Below are 17,035 nucleotides of genomic sequence, written 5' to 3'. Positions count from 1 at the left end.
CAAAAGCATGTGATTTATGGAGAGGGCGTATATAGAATTACCTTGTTACGCCGGCTCCCCGAGCTGATGGTTCCTCTTTTAACAACTTCTGGAAGAAAGCTCATGCGCAAACTTCTCATCGCTTTAGCGTGTACCTTACTGACTAGTGGGGCGGCGGCTACCGAAACTTGGGACATGGCAACGCCTTACCCTGATTTTGAATTCCATACCCGCAATATTCGTCAGTTCGCACAAGACGTTTCGGACCTGTCCGGCAAGAAACTCGAAATTAAGGTCCATAGCGGCCAGTCCCTGATCCGACATCCGGAAATCAAGAACGCGATACGTGGCCGACAAATTCCGGTCGGCGAGTTTCTGATGGCTCGGTTAGCTAACGAACACCCCATTTACGAGCTTGATGCCCTGCCTTTCTTTGCATCGTCTTATAGCGAGGCGCTGGCATTGTGGGAGGCACAGCGCGACTTTGTGCAGCAGCACCTTGGAAAGCAAGGCCTTCGAGTCCTTTTTGCCGTGCCCTGGCCTCCTCAAGGACTGTTTACCAAACAGGAAGTGACGGAAGTGGACCAGTTAAAAGGCTTGCGTTTCCGCACCTACAACACGGTTACCGAGCGCATGGCAAGGCAGATTGGCATGGTGCCGACACAGACCGAGGCTACCGAGATGGCCACCGCTTTCATCACCGGTCGCATTGATGCCATGATGACATCGCCGTCGGGGGGCGCAAAGAACAAGGCATGGGATTGGAGCACGCATTTTTATCATGTTCAGGCTTGGCTGCCGAAGAACCTGATCGTCGTTAATCAGCGCGTCTTTGACGGCTTGGACAAAGACGTGCAGGAAGCAGTAATGCAAGCGGCTGCAAAGGCAGAGAAGCGCGGATGGGAGATGAGCGAGATCGATACGAAAGAGGGCGTTGATCTTCTCGTCCAAGGCGGCATGAAAGGCATCACCCCGTCTGCTGAGCTAGTCAAAGGGTTCAAAGAGGTCGGTAAGACCTTGACCGACGAATGGTTGCAGAATGCTGGTGAAGAAGGCAAGGCCGTGGTCGATGCCTACGAAAAGAAGCTGACCGGTAATGGCGCCCAATAAACCTCAAGTGCCTGGCTGGGAAGGGAACGCGCCTTTCTTGCGGCGCTTCCTGGATGGTCTTTACCTGCAGAGCGGTCGACTTGCCGCTGTATTTCTGGTGGCCATATGCCTGATCGTTTCGGTGCAGGTACTTGGAAATGCCCTCGACCGCCTGCTTCTGCTGACAACTGGCCAGCAGTTGGGCATTGTTATTCCGGGGTATGCGGACATCGCGGGGTTATTTTTGTCTGCCTCTACATTCTTGGCCTTGGCCTACACGCTGACTTCCGGTGAGCTCATCCGCGTGCGCCTGTTGCTGGCAAGATTACCAGTGAGGTGGCAAATTCCCGTCGAGCTCTGGTGCTCTGGGGTGGCCACGCTCATCATGGGGGCCACCACTTGGTACACCTTGGCATTGGTCATGGAGTCGAAGGAGTACGGCGATACTTTGCCTGGGATGGTGGCCATCCCCTTGTTCATTCCACAATCGGCCATGCTGATCGGGCTCTCAATCCTTACTATTGCCTTTGCGGACGCATTCTGTGCGGTCTGCCAAGGGAAACCGGCTCATTACGATCGGCCGGCTGCGGATAAGCTCGGAAATTTGCAGAGCAACTAGTCCGGATGGGCACTCCCGCTGAGCAACCCTCACCAAATTGGCATTACAGGGAATTTCGATGATCGACGTGTTCTTGTCGCTTGGCTTGCTGATTCTGCTCCTTGCGCTCTTGGCCAGTGGTCTGTGGATTGCGTTATCTATTGCAGGCGTGGGTTTCATCACAATACTGATGACTAGCGGTGCCCCGCCCGGCCAAGTTCTTGCCTCGACATTCTGGGGCGCAAGTTACTCGTGGGAGCTTGCCGCGCTGCCTCTGTTTATCTGGATGGGCGAGATACTGATGCGCTCGCGATTGTCGGACGATTTGTTTGCCGGTTTGGCTCCATGGCTGAACCGTGTGCCTGGTCGTCTACTCCACATTAATGTACTGGGCTGTGGATTGTTCTCAGCCGTGTCCGGCTCTTCAGCAGCCACGGCCGCAACGGTCGGAAAAATTGCGCTACCCGAGCTGAGAAAAAGGGGCTACGACGAAGACGTAGCGATAGGTACGCTTGCAGGTGCCGGCACACTTGGACTGCTGATACCACCCTCCATTATTCTTATTGTCTACGGGATTGCCAGTGGACAGTCTGTTATCCACCTGTTTATGGCCGGCATTCTTCCCGGCATCATGGTCGCTGGAATTTTCATGGGCTACGTGATGATCTGGGCCCTGTTAAATCCGTCCAAAATGCCTCCTCGCGAGGCGTCCATGCCGTTTTTTCAGAAAGTGCATCAAAGCCGCAGGCTGTTCCCATTATTGCTGTTGATAGGCGCCGTGATAGGTTCTATTTACTTGGGGCTTGCTTCGCCTACGGATGCAGCGGCAGTCGGCGTGGCGCTTTCGTTGCTGATGGCATATTCATCACGTACTTTGACGTGGGCCAGTTTTGTGGAGGGGGCGCTCGCGGCGACCCGTACGTCGTGCATGATCGCGATCTTGCTGCTCGGGTCTGCTTTCTTGACGGTTGCAATGGGTTTTGCCGGCATCCCAAGCGACCTGGCACGCTGGATAGGCGACATGAACTTGTCTCCTCATATATTAATCCTCGCCTTGACTCTTTTCTTCATCGTTGTGGGGTGCTTCCTAGACGGCATATCGATTGTGGTATTGACCACTTCCATCATCTTGCCAATGGTCGAGCAGGCGGGAATAGACCTTATCTGGTTCGGTATCTACGTGGTTATCGTAGTCGAGATGTCGTCAATCACACCGCCCGTCGGGTTCAATCTGTTCGTTATTCAGGGACTTACTCGCCATGACATGTTTCGTGTTGCGAAAGCGTCTCTTCCTTTCTTTGGCGGTTTAGTGCTCGCGGTGTTCCTTCTTACGGCGTTCCCGGAGATAGCCACTTACTTGCCGCAGAAGCTGTCCAACTAGGGGGCACCTTAATGCAAATTTCTATAAATGGGCTATCCACAAGGGTGGAACTCGACGGAGCTGCGAATAAGCCAGTCGTGATGTTCAGCCATTCTCTGGCACAAGATCTGTGCATGTGGGATCCGCAGGTGCGACTCTTGGCTCCCCGCTATCGTATCCTCCGATACGACGCGCGTGGCCATGGTGGCACCCACCGTCCGACCTCATCTTTCTCAGTTGAGGATCTCGCCGACGACGTGGCCGCGATCCTCGCGTCGCTGGATATTCCCCGTGTGCACTTTGTGGGGCTGTCCATGGGGGGCATGATTGGGCAGGCACTCGCACTGAAGTATCCGCAGTTGGTCGACAAACTGGTATTGTCCAACACGCTAAGTGCTTACGGGCCAGAGTCTGCGCCGATGTGGCAAGAGCGCATTGACGCGGCCAGCGGCCCTGGCGGGATGGAGCCGCTGGTGGAGCCCACGGTTACGCGTTGGTTTACAGAACCTTTTCGCAGAACTGAGAGCGAAGTGATCGAATGGGTACGCAGCCTGATACGCCGCACCTCCGTGGAGGGCTTCACTCAGTGCTGCAGAGCCCTGATGAAGTTGGGCCTGACTGACCAGCTCCCAGCCATACAAGCGCCCACCTTGGTTATTGCCGGTCGCCAGGATCCCACCACTACCGTTGTCGGCGCGCAAATCATTGCAGCCGGTATTCCGGCGGCCAGGCTGGAAGTGATCGAGAACGCCGCACACATATCGAATATTGAACAGCCCCAAATCTTTGGTGGTCTGCTACTGGACTTTTTGGCGCAGGAAAGTATTGCGCAGGGGAATCGCAGCTATGAACGCTAATACTAAAAGCATCGACTTCAATGCCGATATCGGGGAGGGTTATGGCGTTTGGCCGGCGCCTAATCAGATTTGGCGCGCAGACCTCGAGCGCGGCGGGAGTATCGACAGTGTTGATGCACCGCTTTCGGTCGAACGGATTATGGCGCTGGTGTCGTCTGTTAATTTGGCCTGCGGATTCCACGCGGGCGATCCCTATCTGATTAAGCGGTACGTTGCTACGGCAAAGAAGGCCGGATGCCGAGTCGGCGCGCACCCATCGTATCCCGACCGCTCGGGCTTTGGTTTGCGCTATATGGACGTCAGCAAGGACGAGCTGAAGGCAATCATCCAGTATCAACTGGGGGCACTTGATGGGTTCCTTCGCATGGAGGGTATGGCGGTCAGCCATGTGAAGTGCCATGGCGCGCTTTATAACCGCAGCGGGCACGATACTGTGGTTGCTGCAGCGGTGGCAGAGGCCGTTGCAGAGTATCGTGACGGTTTACCACTGTACGGCCTTCCTTTTTCGTGCATGGAAGAGGCAGCAAAGAAGGCGGGCGTTCCTTTTGTGCGTGAAGCGTTCTCTGATCGGGCCTATCACGATAATGGTGCTTTGGTAGATCGCCGGCGCGTTGATGCCATGGTGACTGAGCCCGAGAGTGTGTCGGAACGCGTAAAGCAAATGGGGGTGCAAGGTACAGTCCGTAGCGTTGAAGGCAACGATGTCGTATTGCAACCTGGGACGATTTGCTTCCATGCCGATACCCCGCGGGTGTTGCATTTTCTTGAAGAAGCGCATCGCAAGCTGCAAGAGCACAACGTTCATATCAGCGCTTCATAAGTTGGATAGATGATGCAATTGAACGAACATCCGGGCTTTATTTTCCGCCAAGGCAGCGCACCATTGCTGCTTTCCATGCCTCATGTCGGGACGTATATACCTCCAGATATTGCCGATCGAATGACCGACGAAGCTCGCAAGGTGCCCGATACTGACTGGCACCTTGAGCAACTCTACAACTTCGCTGACGAGCTTGGTGCGTCGGTGTTGGCTGCGACGCATTCGCGATACGTCATAGATTTGAACCGACCCCCTGATGGCGCCAGTCTCTACCCTGGGCAGAGCGTAACCGGCCTATGTCCGGTAGACACGTTCGACGACACGCCCATTTATCTTCCCGGAGGCGCTCCTGACGACGCCGAAATAGCGGCGAGGCGTGAGGCTCTATGGTGTCCCTACCATGAGAGGTTGGCGGAGGAACTCGATCGAATCAAATCCATGCATGGCGTGGCGGGCTTGTGGGAGGCACATTCGATCCGTTCAGTTTTGCCACGATTCTTCGATGGCAAACTGCCCGACCTGAATCTAGGCACCGCGCAAGGGCTAAGTTGCGACACGGCCTTGGCCGACGATATATTTGCGATCGCGAAGTCAGCAAGTGAGGATGGGTTCACCTCAGTCCTGAACGGCCGCTATACCGGGGGTTACATTACCCGGAGATATGGAAACCCGGCTGAGAAAGTGCATGCCGTGCAGTTGGAGATGACGCAAAGCAGTTATATGCAAGAGTCTTTTCCGTTTCATTATCTGGATTCCGTCGCTGTACGTGTTCAACCCTATGTGCGCCGAATGCTAGAGCTAATGATCGGCTATTGCCGTTCAAGCTAGCACTTGGTAAACATCTGAGTAGCCAAATGGCCGGACCTGCTCGGCGAACCCTCCGCCGAGAAGTTGTGGAGCTAAAGCTTCCCAGGCAGCCACAAGGCGATTTCCGGCCAGATGGCAAGCAGCAGCACTCCGGCTAAAAGCAACCCGACGAATGGCAGTGAGCCTAGCGCTACCTCTCGTAGCGGCCTTCCTCCGACCCGTTGAAGTACGAATAGATTCAACCCCACCGGTGGCGTAATAAGTCCGATCTCCATCAGCAGTACAAGCACCACGCCCAGCCAGACCGAATCAAACCCCAGCTCCATCATGACTGGATAGATCAGTGGCAGTGTCATCACCATCATGGAGATAGCGTCTAGAAAGCAGCCCAACACCAGGTAAAGCACGACAACGATCAACAGCATCGTCCAGGGCGAGACATTTTGATTTACGACGAAATCGGTGAGCTCGCGCGTGATCCCCAGGCGTGCGAAGGCGAATGCAATGATCTGAGCGCTTAAGATAATGAACATCAACATGCAGGTGGATGCCACCGTGGCCTCCAACGCGCGTTTCAGCATGGGCCAGTTTAGTTTCTTGAAGCTGCCGGCAACCAACAGCGCGCCCAGGACACCTACCGCGGCTGCCTCTGTCGGGGTGACCATGCCGGTATAAAGGCTGCCGATCACGGCCACCATGAGCAAAATCAAGGGCAATGCGCCGGGGACTGATTGAAGCAGTTCGCCCAGAGAAGGCAGGCCGGTTTGCGCCGGCGCTAATCGGCGATTGAAAACGGTGGCTAGAACGATATAGGCAATGCATAGCCCTACGATCATCACCCCCGGTACGATTCCCGCGATGAACAGCTTGGCAATGTTCTCGTTGACCATGCTGCCGTATATGATCATGGCCGAGCTCGGTGGTATCAGAATACCTAGCGTTCCGCCCACGGCAAGTGTGCCGAAACTCATTCTGTCGTTGTAGCCGGCTTTGCGTAGCTCGGGGATGGCAACGGTTCCTACCGCGGCGGCTGTAGCAACGCTAGATCCACACACCGACGAGAACAAGGCGCTCGCCACGATATTGCTGTTGTAAAGTTGGCCCGGCAGGAAGCGGGCCCAGGGGGTGATTGAACGATAAAACCGACTGCTTACGCCGCTTGCCAGCACGATCTCGCCCATGAAGATAAACATCGGGATCGCAAGCAGCACGAAACTGCTGCCTTGGTTCCAGAATACCGAGCCGATGGATTCCAGCATGCGGCCGTCGCCATTTGCGATCAGAAGAGTGAGGCCGCTGATACCAAGCGCTGCGGGCATCCATGTGCCGATCAGTAGCAAGGCCGTCAACGTGCCCACGAATAGCCCTAAGGCGGTGAAAACTTCCATTATTCGGTCCCGTGCTGTTTATGCCCGTGGAAGGCATCACGCCATGCGAGCAGGCAACTTCTGATCAATTCCACCGTCAGCAGCGCCAAGCCAAGCACCATGAATAATTGGGGAAGATATTGAGGTGTCCGGAGTAGCGACGACGAGACCTGGTCCAAGGTATACGAGCGCCAGGTAAAGATGCTTACGTACCACAGCGCGATGCTTGCGTAGGCGAGCATTGCGGTATGCCGCAATGCATCTGCCCAGGCCCGCTTGCGCGGCGACAAGGCACCAAAGAGCACATCCACATGAATCATTTGTCCTGACCTCTGGGTGTATGCGAGACCAAGAAAAGTAATGACGATGAGCAGATAACTGGAGAACTCCACGCTTATCATGGTCGATGTGTGGAAGATGGACCGAGCGACAACTTCAGCCAGCACCAGTATGGTGCTTAGCACGACAGCGGCGGCGGCGATGACCGCTCCGCTATTTGCCATTTTTCCTGTCCACCCGCCGGTGATCTTTGGGGCCATGCTGCCTCCTATCGTTTCATACTCGAACGTACGGCATCCAGGGTCGCCTTGGCGGTGTCGCCGCGCGACTCATGCCACTGCTGCCATAAGGGCTCAACTTGCTTGACCAGGGCTTCGATCTCTTCATCGGGCGCCTCTACCAGCACGAGCCCGCTGTCGGCCAGTTCCTTTTGCAGCCTGGCTTCGTCAGCTTCAATGAAGTCCAGCATCTTTTCCTGGTGCTTGGCGGCTACGGTTACCAGAGTCTGACGAATATCTTCAGGCAGAGCGTCGAAGTCTTTTTGATTCACGACGATGTAACTGGGAGTAGGTGCCAGGTTAACGATGTAGCCCCATTTGATCAGGCTGTCCCACTTTGCTGAAGTCAGTCCGAAGGCGGACGTAATCGCAGTGTTGATTGTGCCGTACTGTAGGCCGGTCATCACTTCTGGAGTTGCGATGGTTGCTGGCGCTGCATTCAGCATCGCGATCAGTGCGGAGTGTTCTGGCGTGAGCCCGCGTATTTTGAGGCCTGCGAACTCCTGCAGGCTTTGAGGAGCCGAACCCGTCCCCCAGAAGTTCGCTACCGGAAAGCTGTACCAGAACAGCGGTTTTGCCCCGAATCGCTCCAATTCTTTGTCGATGCCCGGCTGGGCTGCCTGCATGGCTGTACGCAGTTCAGTGAAGTTGCGCACTAACAGCGGTAGGGTTAAAGCACCAGCCGAAGGGATGTCGCCCGCTATCCACGCGGTGTCGGCCATTTGAATGGATCCATTGCCAACCACGCGATGGTATTCCGGGGGCGAGTAGGGCAATTCGCCCACAGGGCGGACTGAGATCAGCAGCTTGCCATCAGTGGCCGCTTTGACCTCGGCAGCAAACTCGTTCAGTAACTTGGTGGGCGGCGTGCCCATGCCGTAGTAGCCGGCAAGGTCCCACTTAATGGGTTTATCTGCCGCTGTAGTGATGCCTGGCAGGGCCATGGCCAGAGTACTGGCCGCGATAATGGTCAGCCGCTTGAGGCGCTTGCCAAAAAATTTTTGATTCATTGTTGTGTCTCCTGAAAAGTGAAATTACTGCTGTAAAAATCATGCCGTATCAAGGGACTGTGCAATCTCTATCATGCGGCGCATTTGTCCGGCGCGCACCAATCCATAGTTATAGAAAGCCACGCTATCGACTGGTAAGGAATAAGCGGTCTCCAGCTCGTGTCGCAGCTCTGGCGAATCGGCGCCATGGGGCCACCCACAAGCCTGGAAATGAGTAAGATGAACATCGTGACCGGATGCTTGGGTTGCGGTCCGAATCTGGCGGGCCTCATCGAAACGCTTGGAAGGCTCCCAGACCAGCACGGAACCAATCACATCCATGACCCGATCCAACTTAACGCCCGCCGATCCATCGACTTCGATAGGGCTCCAGACTCCTATGCGGCACTGCGGCCTGACGCGATGGACGGCGTCCGCTATCTCTCTGATAAGTTGAACGACAGCATCTTCTCGCAGCGAGATGAACATCGCGAAATCTTCGTCTGTCTGTAGCCATTCGCTATAGCGTTGGCTCAGTGGCGCCGCCTGATCGGTGTCGCCCGGCGCTTCAAAGCACTTGTCCAGTTCGTGAAGAATCCGGGCCCGCAACGCTTCGACGTCGGCTCCTTTTTCACTGGCGCGAGCGCAACAGCTAGGGCAGAAGCAAAGGCTCATCAGGAAATTCGTCCAGGGCGCTACATCGATAAGAATGCGCGGCCTGACCCAGCCGTAGTTATAGTGATGAAAAGAGATGCCTTCCAGGTGTATGCCTTCGATGGGATATTGCTCGGCAAGATCGGCGCACATGGATGTGAAAAAGGTCCGGACGTCCGGATTGGCCGGGCACGTCATCGACGGAATGGCATCTCCGCAGGGCGTGACGCGGGCCGTCTCAGGAAGCTGGTGGGTGACCCAAGGCTGGAACATGCCGATGGTCCAGGCGCTCATGGACATTCCATAACGAGCTACGCGCTCGGCAACCTGTGGCCATACGTTTAGCACTTCCTTCTCGGGCCAGCATTGCGGACGGATACGGCCGTAACGCTCGGCGCGGGCAGGAAAAAACACCCCACCCCTTTCTGTGTACAACACCCGCCTGCTTGTCGATCGGGGCGACAATGTGCCGATAGGATGGTAGTTGCTGGCGACTCGTACGCCCTTCAGTCCCAGATCGCGCATCTCCGATAGCATGGCATCCGCGCCGGATGAAGCAATATCCCAGGGATACACCCAAGTTTCCAACTTCATTTAAAGGCCTCCAAGCCGAACATCATCGGATCCAGGTGCACGTGCCGGCGCTCCAGCTTGCGTATGTCGTTGACGCCCATGAAGGCCAGGACGCGGTCTATTTCATCCCGGTAGAAATTAAGGCTTTCCAGTGCGCCCGCCTCGCCGCCGGTAGCCAAGCCGTACAAGGGGCAGCGCCCCACCATGACAGCCTTGGCCCCTAGCGCCAGGGCCTTGACGACATCGCTGCCGCGTGTGAAACCACTGTCCGCGATCACGTCGACTCGGTCGCCGACCCTGTTCGCGATATCTTCGAGCACTTCAAGTGGAGAGCGTACGCAATCAAGGTTGCGTCCCCCGTGGTTGGAAACCACAATGCCATCTACGCCGCGCCTCGCCGCCTCGTCGGCATCTTCGACATCAAGGATGCCCTTGATGACCAATGATCCCTTCCAGCGATCGCGCAGTCGGCTCAAGTCGTCCCAGTTTAGAGTTTCGGATTTTTTGGTCACGACCCACTTTCCGGATCGATTACCGGTCATGGACATGCGCATTGCATCGGGATAATTTTCGAACTGCGGCATACCGCTGTTTAGCAGGTACTTTAAGAAAACCCGTATCAGCCATAGAGGATGACGGCACACATCCAAGGTGTTGCGCGCATTGAAGCGGATGGGCACATTGAAACTGTTGCGCGAGTTGTACTCGCGATTCGGATTCACGATAGTGTCCACAGTAACCATCAGGGTGTCGTAACCCGCCGCTTCGGCGCGGCCAATAAGCTCTTCCGCCATAGCGAAGTCTGGCCAGATGTAAAGCTGAAACCACAGGCGCGCCTGGCTTGCTTGTGCGATTTTCTCCATTGAGGTAATCGCCGATGTCGACACCGTGAAGGGAACTCCCGCTTGCTGCGCCGCACGTGCAAGGGCGATTTCTCCTTGGTACCACATCAATCCGGCAGCACCAGTGGGCGCGATAATTAGTGGCGAAGCCTGCTCTTTGCCAAGTACAGTGGTTTTCTGATTGCGCCCCGCCACATTGACGAATACTTTCGGACGGAACTTTATGGCGTCGAGCGCGCGCCGATTTCTGCCAAGCGCAGTTTCATCTTCGCTGCCCCGGGCAATGTACTCGTAAAGCCCGCGTGGCAATGCCCGCTTGGCTGCGAGCCGGAGGTCTTCATTGTTATAAGCCTTCAAGCCTTTTCCTTGATGAGAGGTGCAATGTTCTGATGGCGTTCGCGGACCGGAGTGTTTGAGCCTTGGGCAATCCGGGCCTGCCCGACTGCGCTGTTCCTTAATACGGTACGACATGCCGTAATAAGGTACATGATATCATTCGTTCTGGACTTTATTCAATGGAATTAAGGCTATGGTTCTTGATTCTTGGGAGATAAACAGTGTTTGTACCGTATAGCGGTACGGTAAGGAGGTCGATATGATCAAGCACACCCTATTTTTTCGCTTCAAGCCCGAAGCGACTGAAGCTCAACGCAAAGCATTGCTTGCCGAGTATCAGGGCTTTCCTAACGTGTTCCCATGGATGAGAAATTTTTCCATTGGCCGAAACATCAGCGAGCGGGATTCCTCCTTCGAGTACGCGTTCTCTATAGAATTCGACAATCGGGAGGATCTGGATCGCTATCTGCTCAGTGAAGAGCACGAGCGTCATGTGGTTGAACGATTCCGACCTTTAGTGGCTACGCGCGCTATCGTCAGCTTTGTTCCCGACGAACTTTGAGATCTTTAGGAGACGTTGTGAAAGACGACAAGCCGGCATCCGCTATTAAATCGGTCCATGTGACTCTGGATATTCTGGAAGCGATCTCCCAGACCAAGGACGGTATTGGCGTTTCCGAGCTTGCCGACAAGCTGGGCTCTACAAAGGCCACCATATTTCGTCATTTGCGCACGTTGCTTGATCGCGGTTATTTGTCTCAAGATTTCGCCAGCTCACGTTACCGCTTGGGCGTACGAGTGCATTTGTTAGGCCGGGCTGCGGCGCAGCGTGTGGATTTGTTAACCCAGTCACAGCAAGCCATCGCGGAACTTCGGGAAGAAACCGGCGAGTCCGTGACGATATCAGCGGTTGGCACACGCGGCGTCATTGTTCTTGAAACTGTTTTTGGCACGTCGGTGTTCGAGATTGGGGTTCGCCCAGGCACGGAGATGCAGTTTCATTCTTCGGCGCAGGGCAAAGTTGCGCTGGCTTTCAGTCGTCAACCGTTGATGCAATGGGTGCGTGGTCGCGACCTGGAGCGCTTTACTGAACACACCATGTGTGATCACGACAAGTTGGAAGCCGAGATCGAAGAGGTGAGAGAACTGGGCTGGGCGACGGCTCCCCAAGAGATGATATTGGGGCTGAACGCGATTGCAGTGCCTATCTTCGATGAGAGCGGCGACTGCATCGGAACATTGGGCTTGGTGGGCTTTGTCCAGTTCATCGGACGTCAGCCGCCACCGGGACATCTGCTTGCGCTTAAGCGCGCTGGTGAGCGAATCTCTGCGAATCTTGGCTATCGGCGGCCTGCAAGTTCTAAGTAGTTAGCTCCTCCATAGGGCCAGTCCGAGGGTCTCGTTCTCAACGCAGTAATCAGGGCTGTCATGTGTTGCATAGGTGCGATCCTCTAGCAAGGATTAAGCCTTTTAACGCCGATAAATAAAACAAGAAGATTCAAATAAATAGCCTTTGACAGAATACGTTTTTCCATCTATCATCTGCCAAATCAAGAATTATTCGAGACAACTTTTTTTGGTGAAAGCGTGAACACAGTCACTAAGAGTGAAGCGAGACTGCGCCTGAGCGAGGTTTCATCCGGCTACGGTTCGATGAATGTTCTTAATGGGGTCTCGCTTGAAGTCGGTAATGCCGAGGTCGTTGCCATCATCGGCCCGAATGGCGCCGGAAAAACGACCTTGATCAAGACAGTGTGTAGCCAGGTGCGTCAAACGGGTGGGAAGGTGTGGCTGGACGATCGCGACATCAGCGAGACACCTGTTAAAGAAACACCCTCGTTGGGAATCGCGGTTGTGCCAGAAGGCCGCGGGATCTTTCCAAGTCTGTCGGTTCTTGAGAACTTGAAGTTGGGTCTGTATTGGAGACGAAAGGTCGCTTCCATAGACGATGAAATCGAAGAGGTAGTGCAGCGGTTTCCGCGCTTACGTGAACGTTTTGGCCAGGCAGCGGGGTCGTTGTCGGGTGGAGAACAGCAAATGTTGGCTATTGGTAGGGCGTTGCTGTCCAAGCCTAAAGTGCTGCTTTTAGACGAGCCGTCTATGGGCCTATCCCCCCTATTTGCCCAGGTCGTCTTCAAGGTCATCAAAGAGTTGAAGGCTTCAGGTGTTTCCGTGTTGCTGGTAGAGCAAAACGCAGAGGCGGCGTTGCGTATCTCTGATCGGGCATACGTATTAGAGCGAGGTCATATTGCCCTAAGCGGAAAGTCGCAGGTATTGCGGGAAGATCCGCGTGTAAGGAACGCGTATCTAGGCGGGGAAGCCTCACAGCATTGATGCACATTTCAATAATTCAACAATGATATCTAGGAGACAAGTATGAACATCCTCACGGGAACAAAACTGGTGAAGTTGCTCGCATTTAGCGCTGTGGCATTAACGGCATCGGCCAGTGCCGAAATCAAAATAGGGCTAATCGGCCCCATGTCGGGCGCGGCGGCGGTATACGGGACAGAGGCAAAGAAAGGGGCGGAATTTGCGCTGGAGCAGTTGGAAGAAGCCGGCAACAAGGCGGCCAAGGCAATAAAATTAATTTCAGCTGACAGTGCCGGCAACCCGGGCCTCGCAGCTCAGGCAGCAGAACGCATGGTGTCCAGCGACAAGGTCACTGCGATTATTGGCGGGATGACCAGTGCCGAGACGCAGGCAATTATCGAAGTTACACGTAAAGCCGAGGTCGTGCAGCTGTCGCCGCTGGCACAAGACAACTCGCTTACGCAGCAGGGTAATCCGTGGTTCTTCAGGATCGCTCAGAGCGCAGATGATTTTGGAGCAAAGGCGGCCCAATGGATGATGAATGATCATGGCGCGAAGCGGGTCTTCATTCTCGCCCGTAACGATAACTACGGCATCTCCAACGCTGACGGATTCGCAGCGGGCTTGAAGGAGCAAGGGGGGACGGAAGTGGGCAGAGCTACCTACGAGCCCACGGCCAAGGACTTTCGACCGATCTTGCGCACTGTCGCACAGGCCAAGCCTGACTTTGTAGCAATAATGGGCTTTTACACCGATGCCGCTCTGATCGTGAAACAGATGGGTGAGATGAAAATCGACGTGTCGGTTTATGCAAACACTGCACCGGGTCTGCCGCAGTTCTCACAGATTGCCGGGCCGGCCGCAATAGGAACTTACGGGGCGCTGTACTACTTCGCGGGTTCGGTGGACACCGAACGCGGCAAGCAGTTCGTAGATCAATGGAAGGCCGAATACAAGCGGACGCCCAGTCAGTATGAGGCCATGGGATATGACGCCATGCTGCTGCTGGCGCATACGCTAAATAGCTTGCCGGATGTGGACACCGCTACGTCGGACCAGTTGAAGGATGCGCTTCTTAAAGTCTCGGGCTTTCAGGGCGGCGCCGGCCCCATCTCAATCAAGCCCAATGGTGATGTAGAGCGTCCGCTTCCCTTCGTCCGGCTGGGCAAGAATGGCCTCGAACTGGATAGCCTCGTTCAGTAAGGTAGGCCCCCCTCCATCTACAACGGTTGAATAGAACGTGATTACTGCTCTTATTAGCGGGCTGGCCGTCGGCTGCGTGTATGCACTGGTCGCTATTGGCTTTAGCATGATATTCCGCGCAATGGCTTTGGTGAACTTTGCTCAGGGCGACATTATGATGCTCGGGGCATTCGTGGGGTACACCATACTGCTTTTCGTGCCGGGTGCACCGTACCCACTGCTGCTGCTGGGCGCCGTCGTAGCGGGCGGCGTCATAGGCTTCCTGCTAGAAAGACTGATCCTCCGTCCGGCGGTAAAGCGCAATGCAAACCAGATCTACCTGGTGCTGCTTACCTTGGGTATAGGCATGGTTCTGAGCAACGGTGCCCGGCTCATATGGGGCGCCAATCCAGTGGTGTATGACTTGCCGCTGCGATTCGAAATCGTGGAGTTCGGTCAGGAAACTGTGCCTCTAGCCTATTTCTATATAGCCGGTGGCATGGTGATTATTCTCCTGCTGCTGCATTATTTTTTCACGCGCACCTGGACGGGTTTGACTCTGAGGGCCGTTGCTGATGATCCCAATTCCGCGAGTTTGATGGGTATCTCCGTAACGAGGGCCTCGTCCATTGCGTTCGTGGTCGCTTCTATGCTTGGGACGGTGGCCGGTGTGTTCTATGCGCCGCTCTATTTCGTGTCGTTTGACATGGGTTTGATCGGCATCAAGGCTTTCGCCGCGGCAGCGGTAGGCGGTTTTGGAAATGTGCAAGGGGCAGTGATAGGCGGCCTGGTGATAGGCGTTGCCGAAGCAGTGGGCGGCTCGATCCTTGGTACGGAGTTCCAGGACAGCATTGCGTTCGCAGCAATGATAATTCTGCTTTTGATTCGTCCCAAGGGGCTGCTTGGAAAAGGGATTCTAGCGTCATGACACAAACAACAAGTAAGAGTACGCACGAATATCAAGTGCGCGACCGCAGGAACTGGCAAGCCTATGGTGTTGTGATGTTGGCCTTAATTATCGTGCCCCCTTTGGCCGGCGATTTCGGGCTTTACCTGGGTTGCGTCGTGATTTGCTACGCTATGGCCGCGATAGGTTTGCAAGTGATGGTTGGCGTCGCTGGTCAGCTCTCGTTGGGCCACGCGGCCTTCATGGGTATCGGCGCGTACGCCACCGTGCTTCTGCAAATGAGGCTGGGCTTTCACTTTATGACTGCCGCAATAGCAGGCATTGCCCTTACAGCGCTCTTTGGCCTTCTCATGGCGCAGTTGATTCGCCTATCTGGAATCTACTTCAAGATCGCGACTTTCGGTTTCGGCGTCATTGTTTATCAGACACTGGCCAACTCGTCTTCTTTAACTGGCGGCCACACTGGGCTGACCGGTATCCCAAAAATTGAATTGTTCGGCGCAGTGGTCGAGACGCGAGTGCAGTTGTTCGTGGTGCTGCTTGTCGTGTTCGCTATCGCTTATGCGCTCGCGGTCCGCATGATCCAGGGACGTGCAGGACGGGCCTTTGCTGCAATAGGGCAGAACGAGGCTGCCGCGCTGTCCTTAGGCGTGAATGTGCCTGGCTACAAGGTGGGGGTGATCGTAATTGGATGCTGCTTCGCAGGACTCGGCGGGCTTTTTATCCCTCAGCTGCACGGTTTCGTCAATCCCGATCATTTCACTTGGCTTGAGTCATTGTTGTTGTTGATCATGATCTCGGTGGGAGGCTTGGGCAGCCTTGCAGGTGCTGTTGCTGGCGCCGCGTTGTTGGTCGTTGTTCCGGAATACTTAAGGGCATTTGCCGAGTACAAGATGCTGATCTTCGGCCTGATTCTGATCGTGTCACTTACCTTGATGCCCAAAGGCTTGGCCGGCGCAGCAACGTTATTTCTTAACAAGCGGACGGAGGGCATGGGGAAATGACAGTCAGTACCGAGCTCGTCCTGCTGGAATTGGTCAATGTAGGCAAGTCATTCGGCGGACTGCGGGCTGTGCATAACGTGTCGATGCAAGTTTCTGCCGGAGCCATACATGCGCTGATAGGACCCAACGGTGCGGGCAAGACCACCACCTTCAATCTGATCAATGGCATAGCGCCCGTTTCAACCGGAAAGATCATCTTTCAGGGCAAAGACATCACTGGTTGGCCAGTGCACAAGCTGGCTGCGGCCGGCATTGCAAGAACTTTTCAGACGCCGCAGTTGTTCGATGAAATGACGGTTATCGAGACCGTGATGGCTGGGTGCCATCTGCGGGGGCGCCTAGGTCCGCTTCGCTCCATGTTCGCGTTCCGTAGAAAACGTCACGAGGAACAAGCCATTCTAGATCAAGCTTCGAACTTACTGAGGCGTGTAGGTTTGGAGGGCCTGATGGACGAGAAGGCTGCCAACCTTTCATATGGTCATCGCCGAGTACTTGAGGTGGCGCGCGCGTTGGGGACTAACCCCAAGCTGCTGCTGTTGGACGAGGTCGCAGCGGGTTTGAACCCCACTGAAACGCAGTATATCGCCACTCTGATTCGTCAGTTTGCCGCAGAAGGAATGGCCATCCTGTTGGTTGAGCATGATATGCATTTTGTCATGGATATGAGCCACAAGGTCACTGTCTTGAACTTTGGCGAAGTATTGGCCGAGGGCTTGCCAAATGAAGTGGCGTCCGATCCGTCAGTCATTGAAGCCTACATCGGCAGTTGGGAAGACTAATAAAGCTGTCTGCCGCCGTTAA

Annotated in this window: 18 protein-coding genes; 13 read left to right on the top strand and 5 right to left on the bottom strand. The window is 55.1% G+C overall.

Annotation, left to right across the window (positions count from 1 at the left end; translation table 11 throughout):
- Nucleotides 1–66 precede the first annotated feature (66 nt).
- The 6 genes from CKA81_RS12985 (at nucleotide 67) to hutG (ending at nucleotide 5,531) form a co-directional block, all read left to right on the top strand.
- On the top strand, nucleotides 67–1,089 hold the full coding sequence (locus CKA81_RS12985) for a TRAP transporter substrate-binding protein (protein ID WP_128355650.1): 1,023 nt from the start codon (nucleotides 67–69) through the stop codon (nucleotides 1,087–1,089).
- Nucleotides 1,076–1,687 (top strand): TRAP transporter small permease, encoded by a 612-nt coding sequence (locus CKA81_RS12980; protein ID WP_128355649.1) that lies wholly within the window; start codon nucleotides 1,076–1,078, stop codon nucleotides 1,685–1,687. The genes CKA81_RS12985 and CKA81_RS12980 overlap by 14 nt, the downstream gene beginning before the upstream one ends.
- A gap of 58 nt (nucleotides 1,688–1,745) precedes the next feature.
- Nucleotides 1,746–3,047 carry a TRAP transporter large permease gene (locus CKA81_RS12975; protein WP_128355648.1) on the top strand — a complete coding sequence of 434 codons (1,302 nt, stop codon included), beginning with the start codon at nucleotides 1,746–1,748 and terminating at the stop codon, nucleotides 3,045–3,047.
- A gap of 80 nt (nucleotides 3,048–3,127) precedes the next feature.
- The gene (locus tag CKA81_RS12970; protein WP_164878398.1) at nucleotides 3,128–3,883 is read left to right on the top strand and encodes an alpha/beta fold hydrolase; all 756 of its coding nucleotides are present in this window, start codon (nucleotides 3,128–3,130) and stop codon (nucleotides 3,881–3,883) included.
- Nucleotides 3,852–4,703 (top strand): 5-oxoprolinase subunit PxpA, encoded by an 852-nt coding sequence (locus CKA81_RS12965; RefSeq protein WP_128355646.1) that lies wholly within the window; start codon nucleotides 3,852–3,854, stop codon nucleotides 4,701–4,703. Before CKA81_RS12970 ends, CKA81_RS12965 begins: the two co-directional genes overlap by 32 nt.
- A 9-nt stretch (nucleotides 4,704–4,712) precedes the next feature.
- Nucleotides 4,713–5,531: an N-formylglutamate deformylase gene (gene hutG / locus CKA81_RS12960; protein ID WP_128355645.1), complete on the top strand. Its 819-nt coding sequence runs from the start codon at nucleotides 4,713–4,715 to the stop codon at nucleotides 5,529–5,531.
- Between the two features lie 71 nt (nucleotides 5,532–5,602).
- Here hutG and CKA81_RS12955 read toward each other — a convergent pair whose 3' ends face one another.
- Genes CKA81_RS12955 through CKA81_RS12935 form a run of 5 tightly spaced genes read right to left on the bottom strand, consistent with a single transcriptional unit; the run spans nucleotide 5,603 to nucleotide 10,849 of the window.
- The gene (locus CKA81_RS12955; protein ID WP_128355644.1) at nucleotides 5,603–6,898 is read right to left on the bottom strand and encodes a TRAP transporter large permease; all 1,296 of its coding nucleotides are present in this window, start codon (nucleotides 6,896–6,898) and stop codon (nucleotides 5,603–5,605) included.
- Complete coding sequence (locus CKA81_RS12950; protein WP_128355643.1) at nucleotides 6,898–7,416, bottom strand: TRAP transporter small permease subunit; 519 nt, start codon at nucleotides 7,414–7,416, stop codon at nucleotides 6,898–6,900. The genes CKA81_RS12955 and CKA81_RS12950 overlap by 1 nt, the downstream gene beginning before the upstream one ends.
- 8 nt (nucleotides 7,417–7,424) lie before the next feature.
- The gene (locus tag CKA81_RS12945) at nucleotides 7,425–8,444 is read right to left on the bottom strand and encodes a TRAP transporter substrate-binding protein (RefSeq protein ID WP_128355642.1); all 1,020 of its coding nucleotides are present in this window, start codon (nucleotides 8,442–8,444) and stop codon (nucleotides 7,425–7,427) included.
- 39 nt (nucleotides 8,445–8,483) lie between these two features.
- Entirely contained in the window at nucleotides 8,484–9,671 is a 1,188-nt protein-coding gene (locus tag CKA81_RS12940; RefSeq protein ID WP_128355641.1) for an alpha-amylase family protein, read from the bottom strand.
- Nucleotides 9,668–10,849 carry an alpha-hydroxy acid oxidase gene (locus tag CKA81_RS12935; RefSeq protein WP_228255720.1) on the bottom strand — a complete coding sequence of 394 codons (1,182 nt, stop codon included), beginning with the start codon at nucleotides 10,847–10,849 and terminating at the stop codon, nucleotides 9,668–9,670. The genes CKA81_RS12940 and CKA81_RS12935 overlap by 4 nt, the downstream gene beginning before the upstream one ends.
- Nucleotides 10,850–11,087: 238 nt before the next feature.
- Here CKA81_RS12935 and CKA81_RS12930 point away from each other — a divergent pair, with 238 nt between their 5' ends.
- From CKA81_RS12930 to CKA81_RS12900, 7 genes are all read left to right on the top strand, one after another.
- On the top strand, nucleotides 11,088–11,390 hold the full coding sequence (locus CKA81_RS12930; protein WP_128355639.1) for a Dabb family protein: 303 nt from the start codon (nucleotides 11,088–11,090) through the stop codon (nucleotides 11,388–11,390).
- Nucleotides 11,391–11,407: 17 nt separating this feature from the next.
- Nucleotides 11,408–12,196, top strand: coding sequence for an IclR family transcriptional regulator (locus CKA81_RS12925; protein WP_128355638.1), 789 nt, complete (start codon nucleotides 11,408–11,410; stop codon nucleotides 12,194–12,196).
- A gap of 285 nt (nucleotides 12,197–12,481) precedes the next feature.
- The gene (locus tag CKA81_RS12920; RefSeq protein WP_128356796.1) at nucleotides 12,482–13,162 is read left to right on the top strand and encodes an ABC transporter ATP-binding protein; all 681 of its coding nucleotides are present in this window, start codon (nucleotides 12,482–12,484) and stop codon (nucleotides 13,160–13,162) included.
- Nucleotides 13,163–13,204: 42 nt separating this feature from the next.
- Nucleotides 13,205–14,344, top strand: a complete 1,140-nt coding sequence (locus CKA81_RS12915; protein WP_128355637.1) for an ABC transporter substrate-binding protein — start codon at nucleotides 13,205–13,207, stop codon at nucleotides 14,342–14,344.
- 106 nt (nucleotides 14,345–14,450) lie between these two features.
- Nucleotides 14,451–15,251: a branched-chain amino acid ABC transporter permease gene (locus CKA81_RS12910; RefSeq protein ID WP_237183390.1), complete on the top strand. Its 801-nt coding sequence runs from the start codon at nucleotides 14,451–14,453 to the stop codon at nucleotides 15,249–15,251.
- Complete coding sequence (locus CKA81_RS12905) at nucleotides 15,248–16,234, top strand: branched-chain amino acid ABC transporter permease (protein WP_128355635.1); 987 nt, start codon at nucleotides 15,248–15,250, stop codon at nucleotides 16,232–16,234. The genes CKA81_RS12910 and CKA81_RS12905 overlap by 4 nt, the downstream gene beginning before the upstream one ends.
- Nucleotides 16,231–17,013 (top strand): ABC transporter ATP-binding protein, encoded by a 783-nt coding sequence (locus CKA81_RS12900; protein WP_128355634.1) that lies wholly within the window; start codon nucleotides 16,231–16,233, stop codon nucleotides 17,011–17,013. Before CKA81_RS12905 ends, CKA81_RS12900 begins: the two co-directional genes overlap by 4 nt.
- Nucleotides 17,014–17,035: the final 22 nt, after the last annotated feature.

The organism is Pollutimonas thiosulfatoxidans, assembly GCF_004022565.1.
Taxonomy (GTDB): domain Bacteria; phylum Pseudomonadota; class Gammaproteobacteria; order Burkholderiales; family Burkholderiaceae_B; genus Pusillimonas_D; species Pusillimonas_D thiosulfatoxidans.
This window is presented reverse-complemented; position numbering and strand designations above follow the sequence as displayed.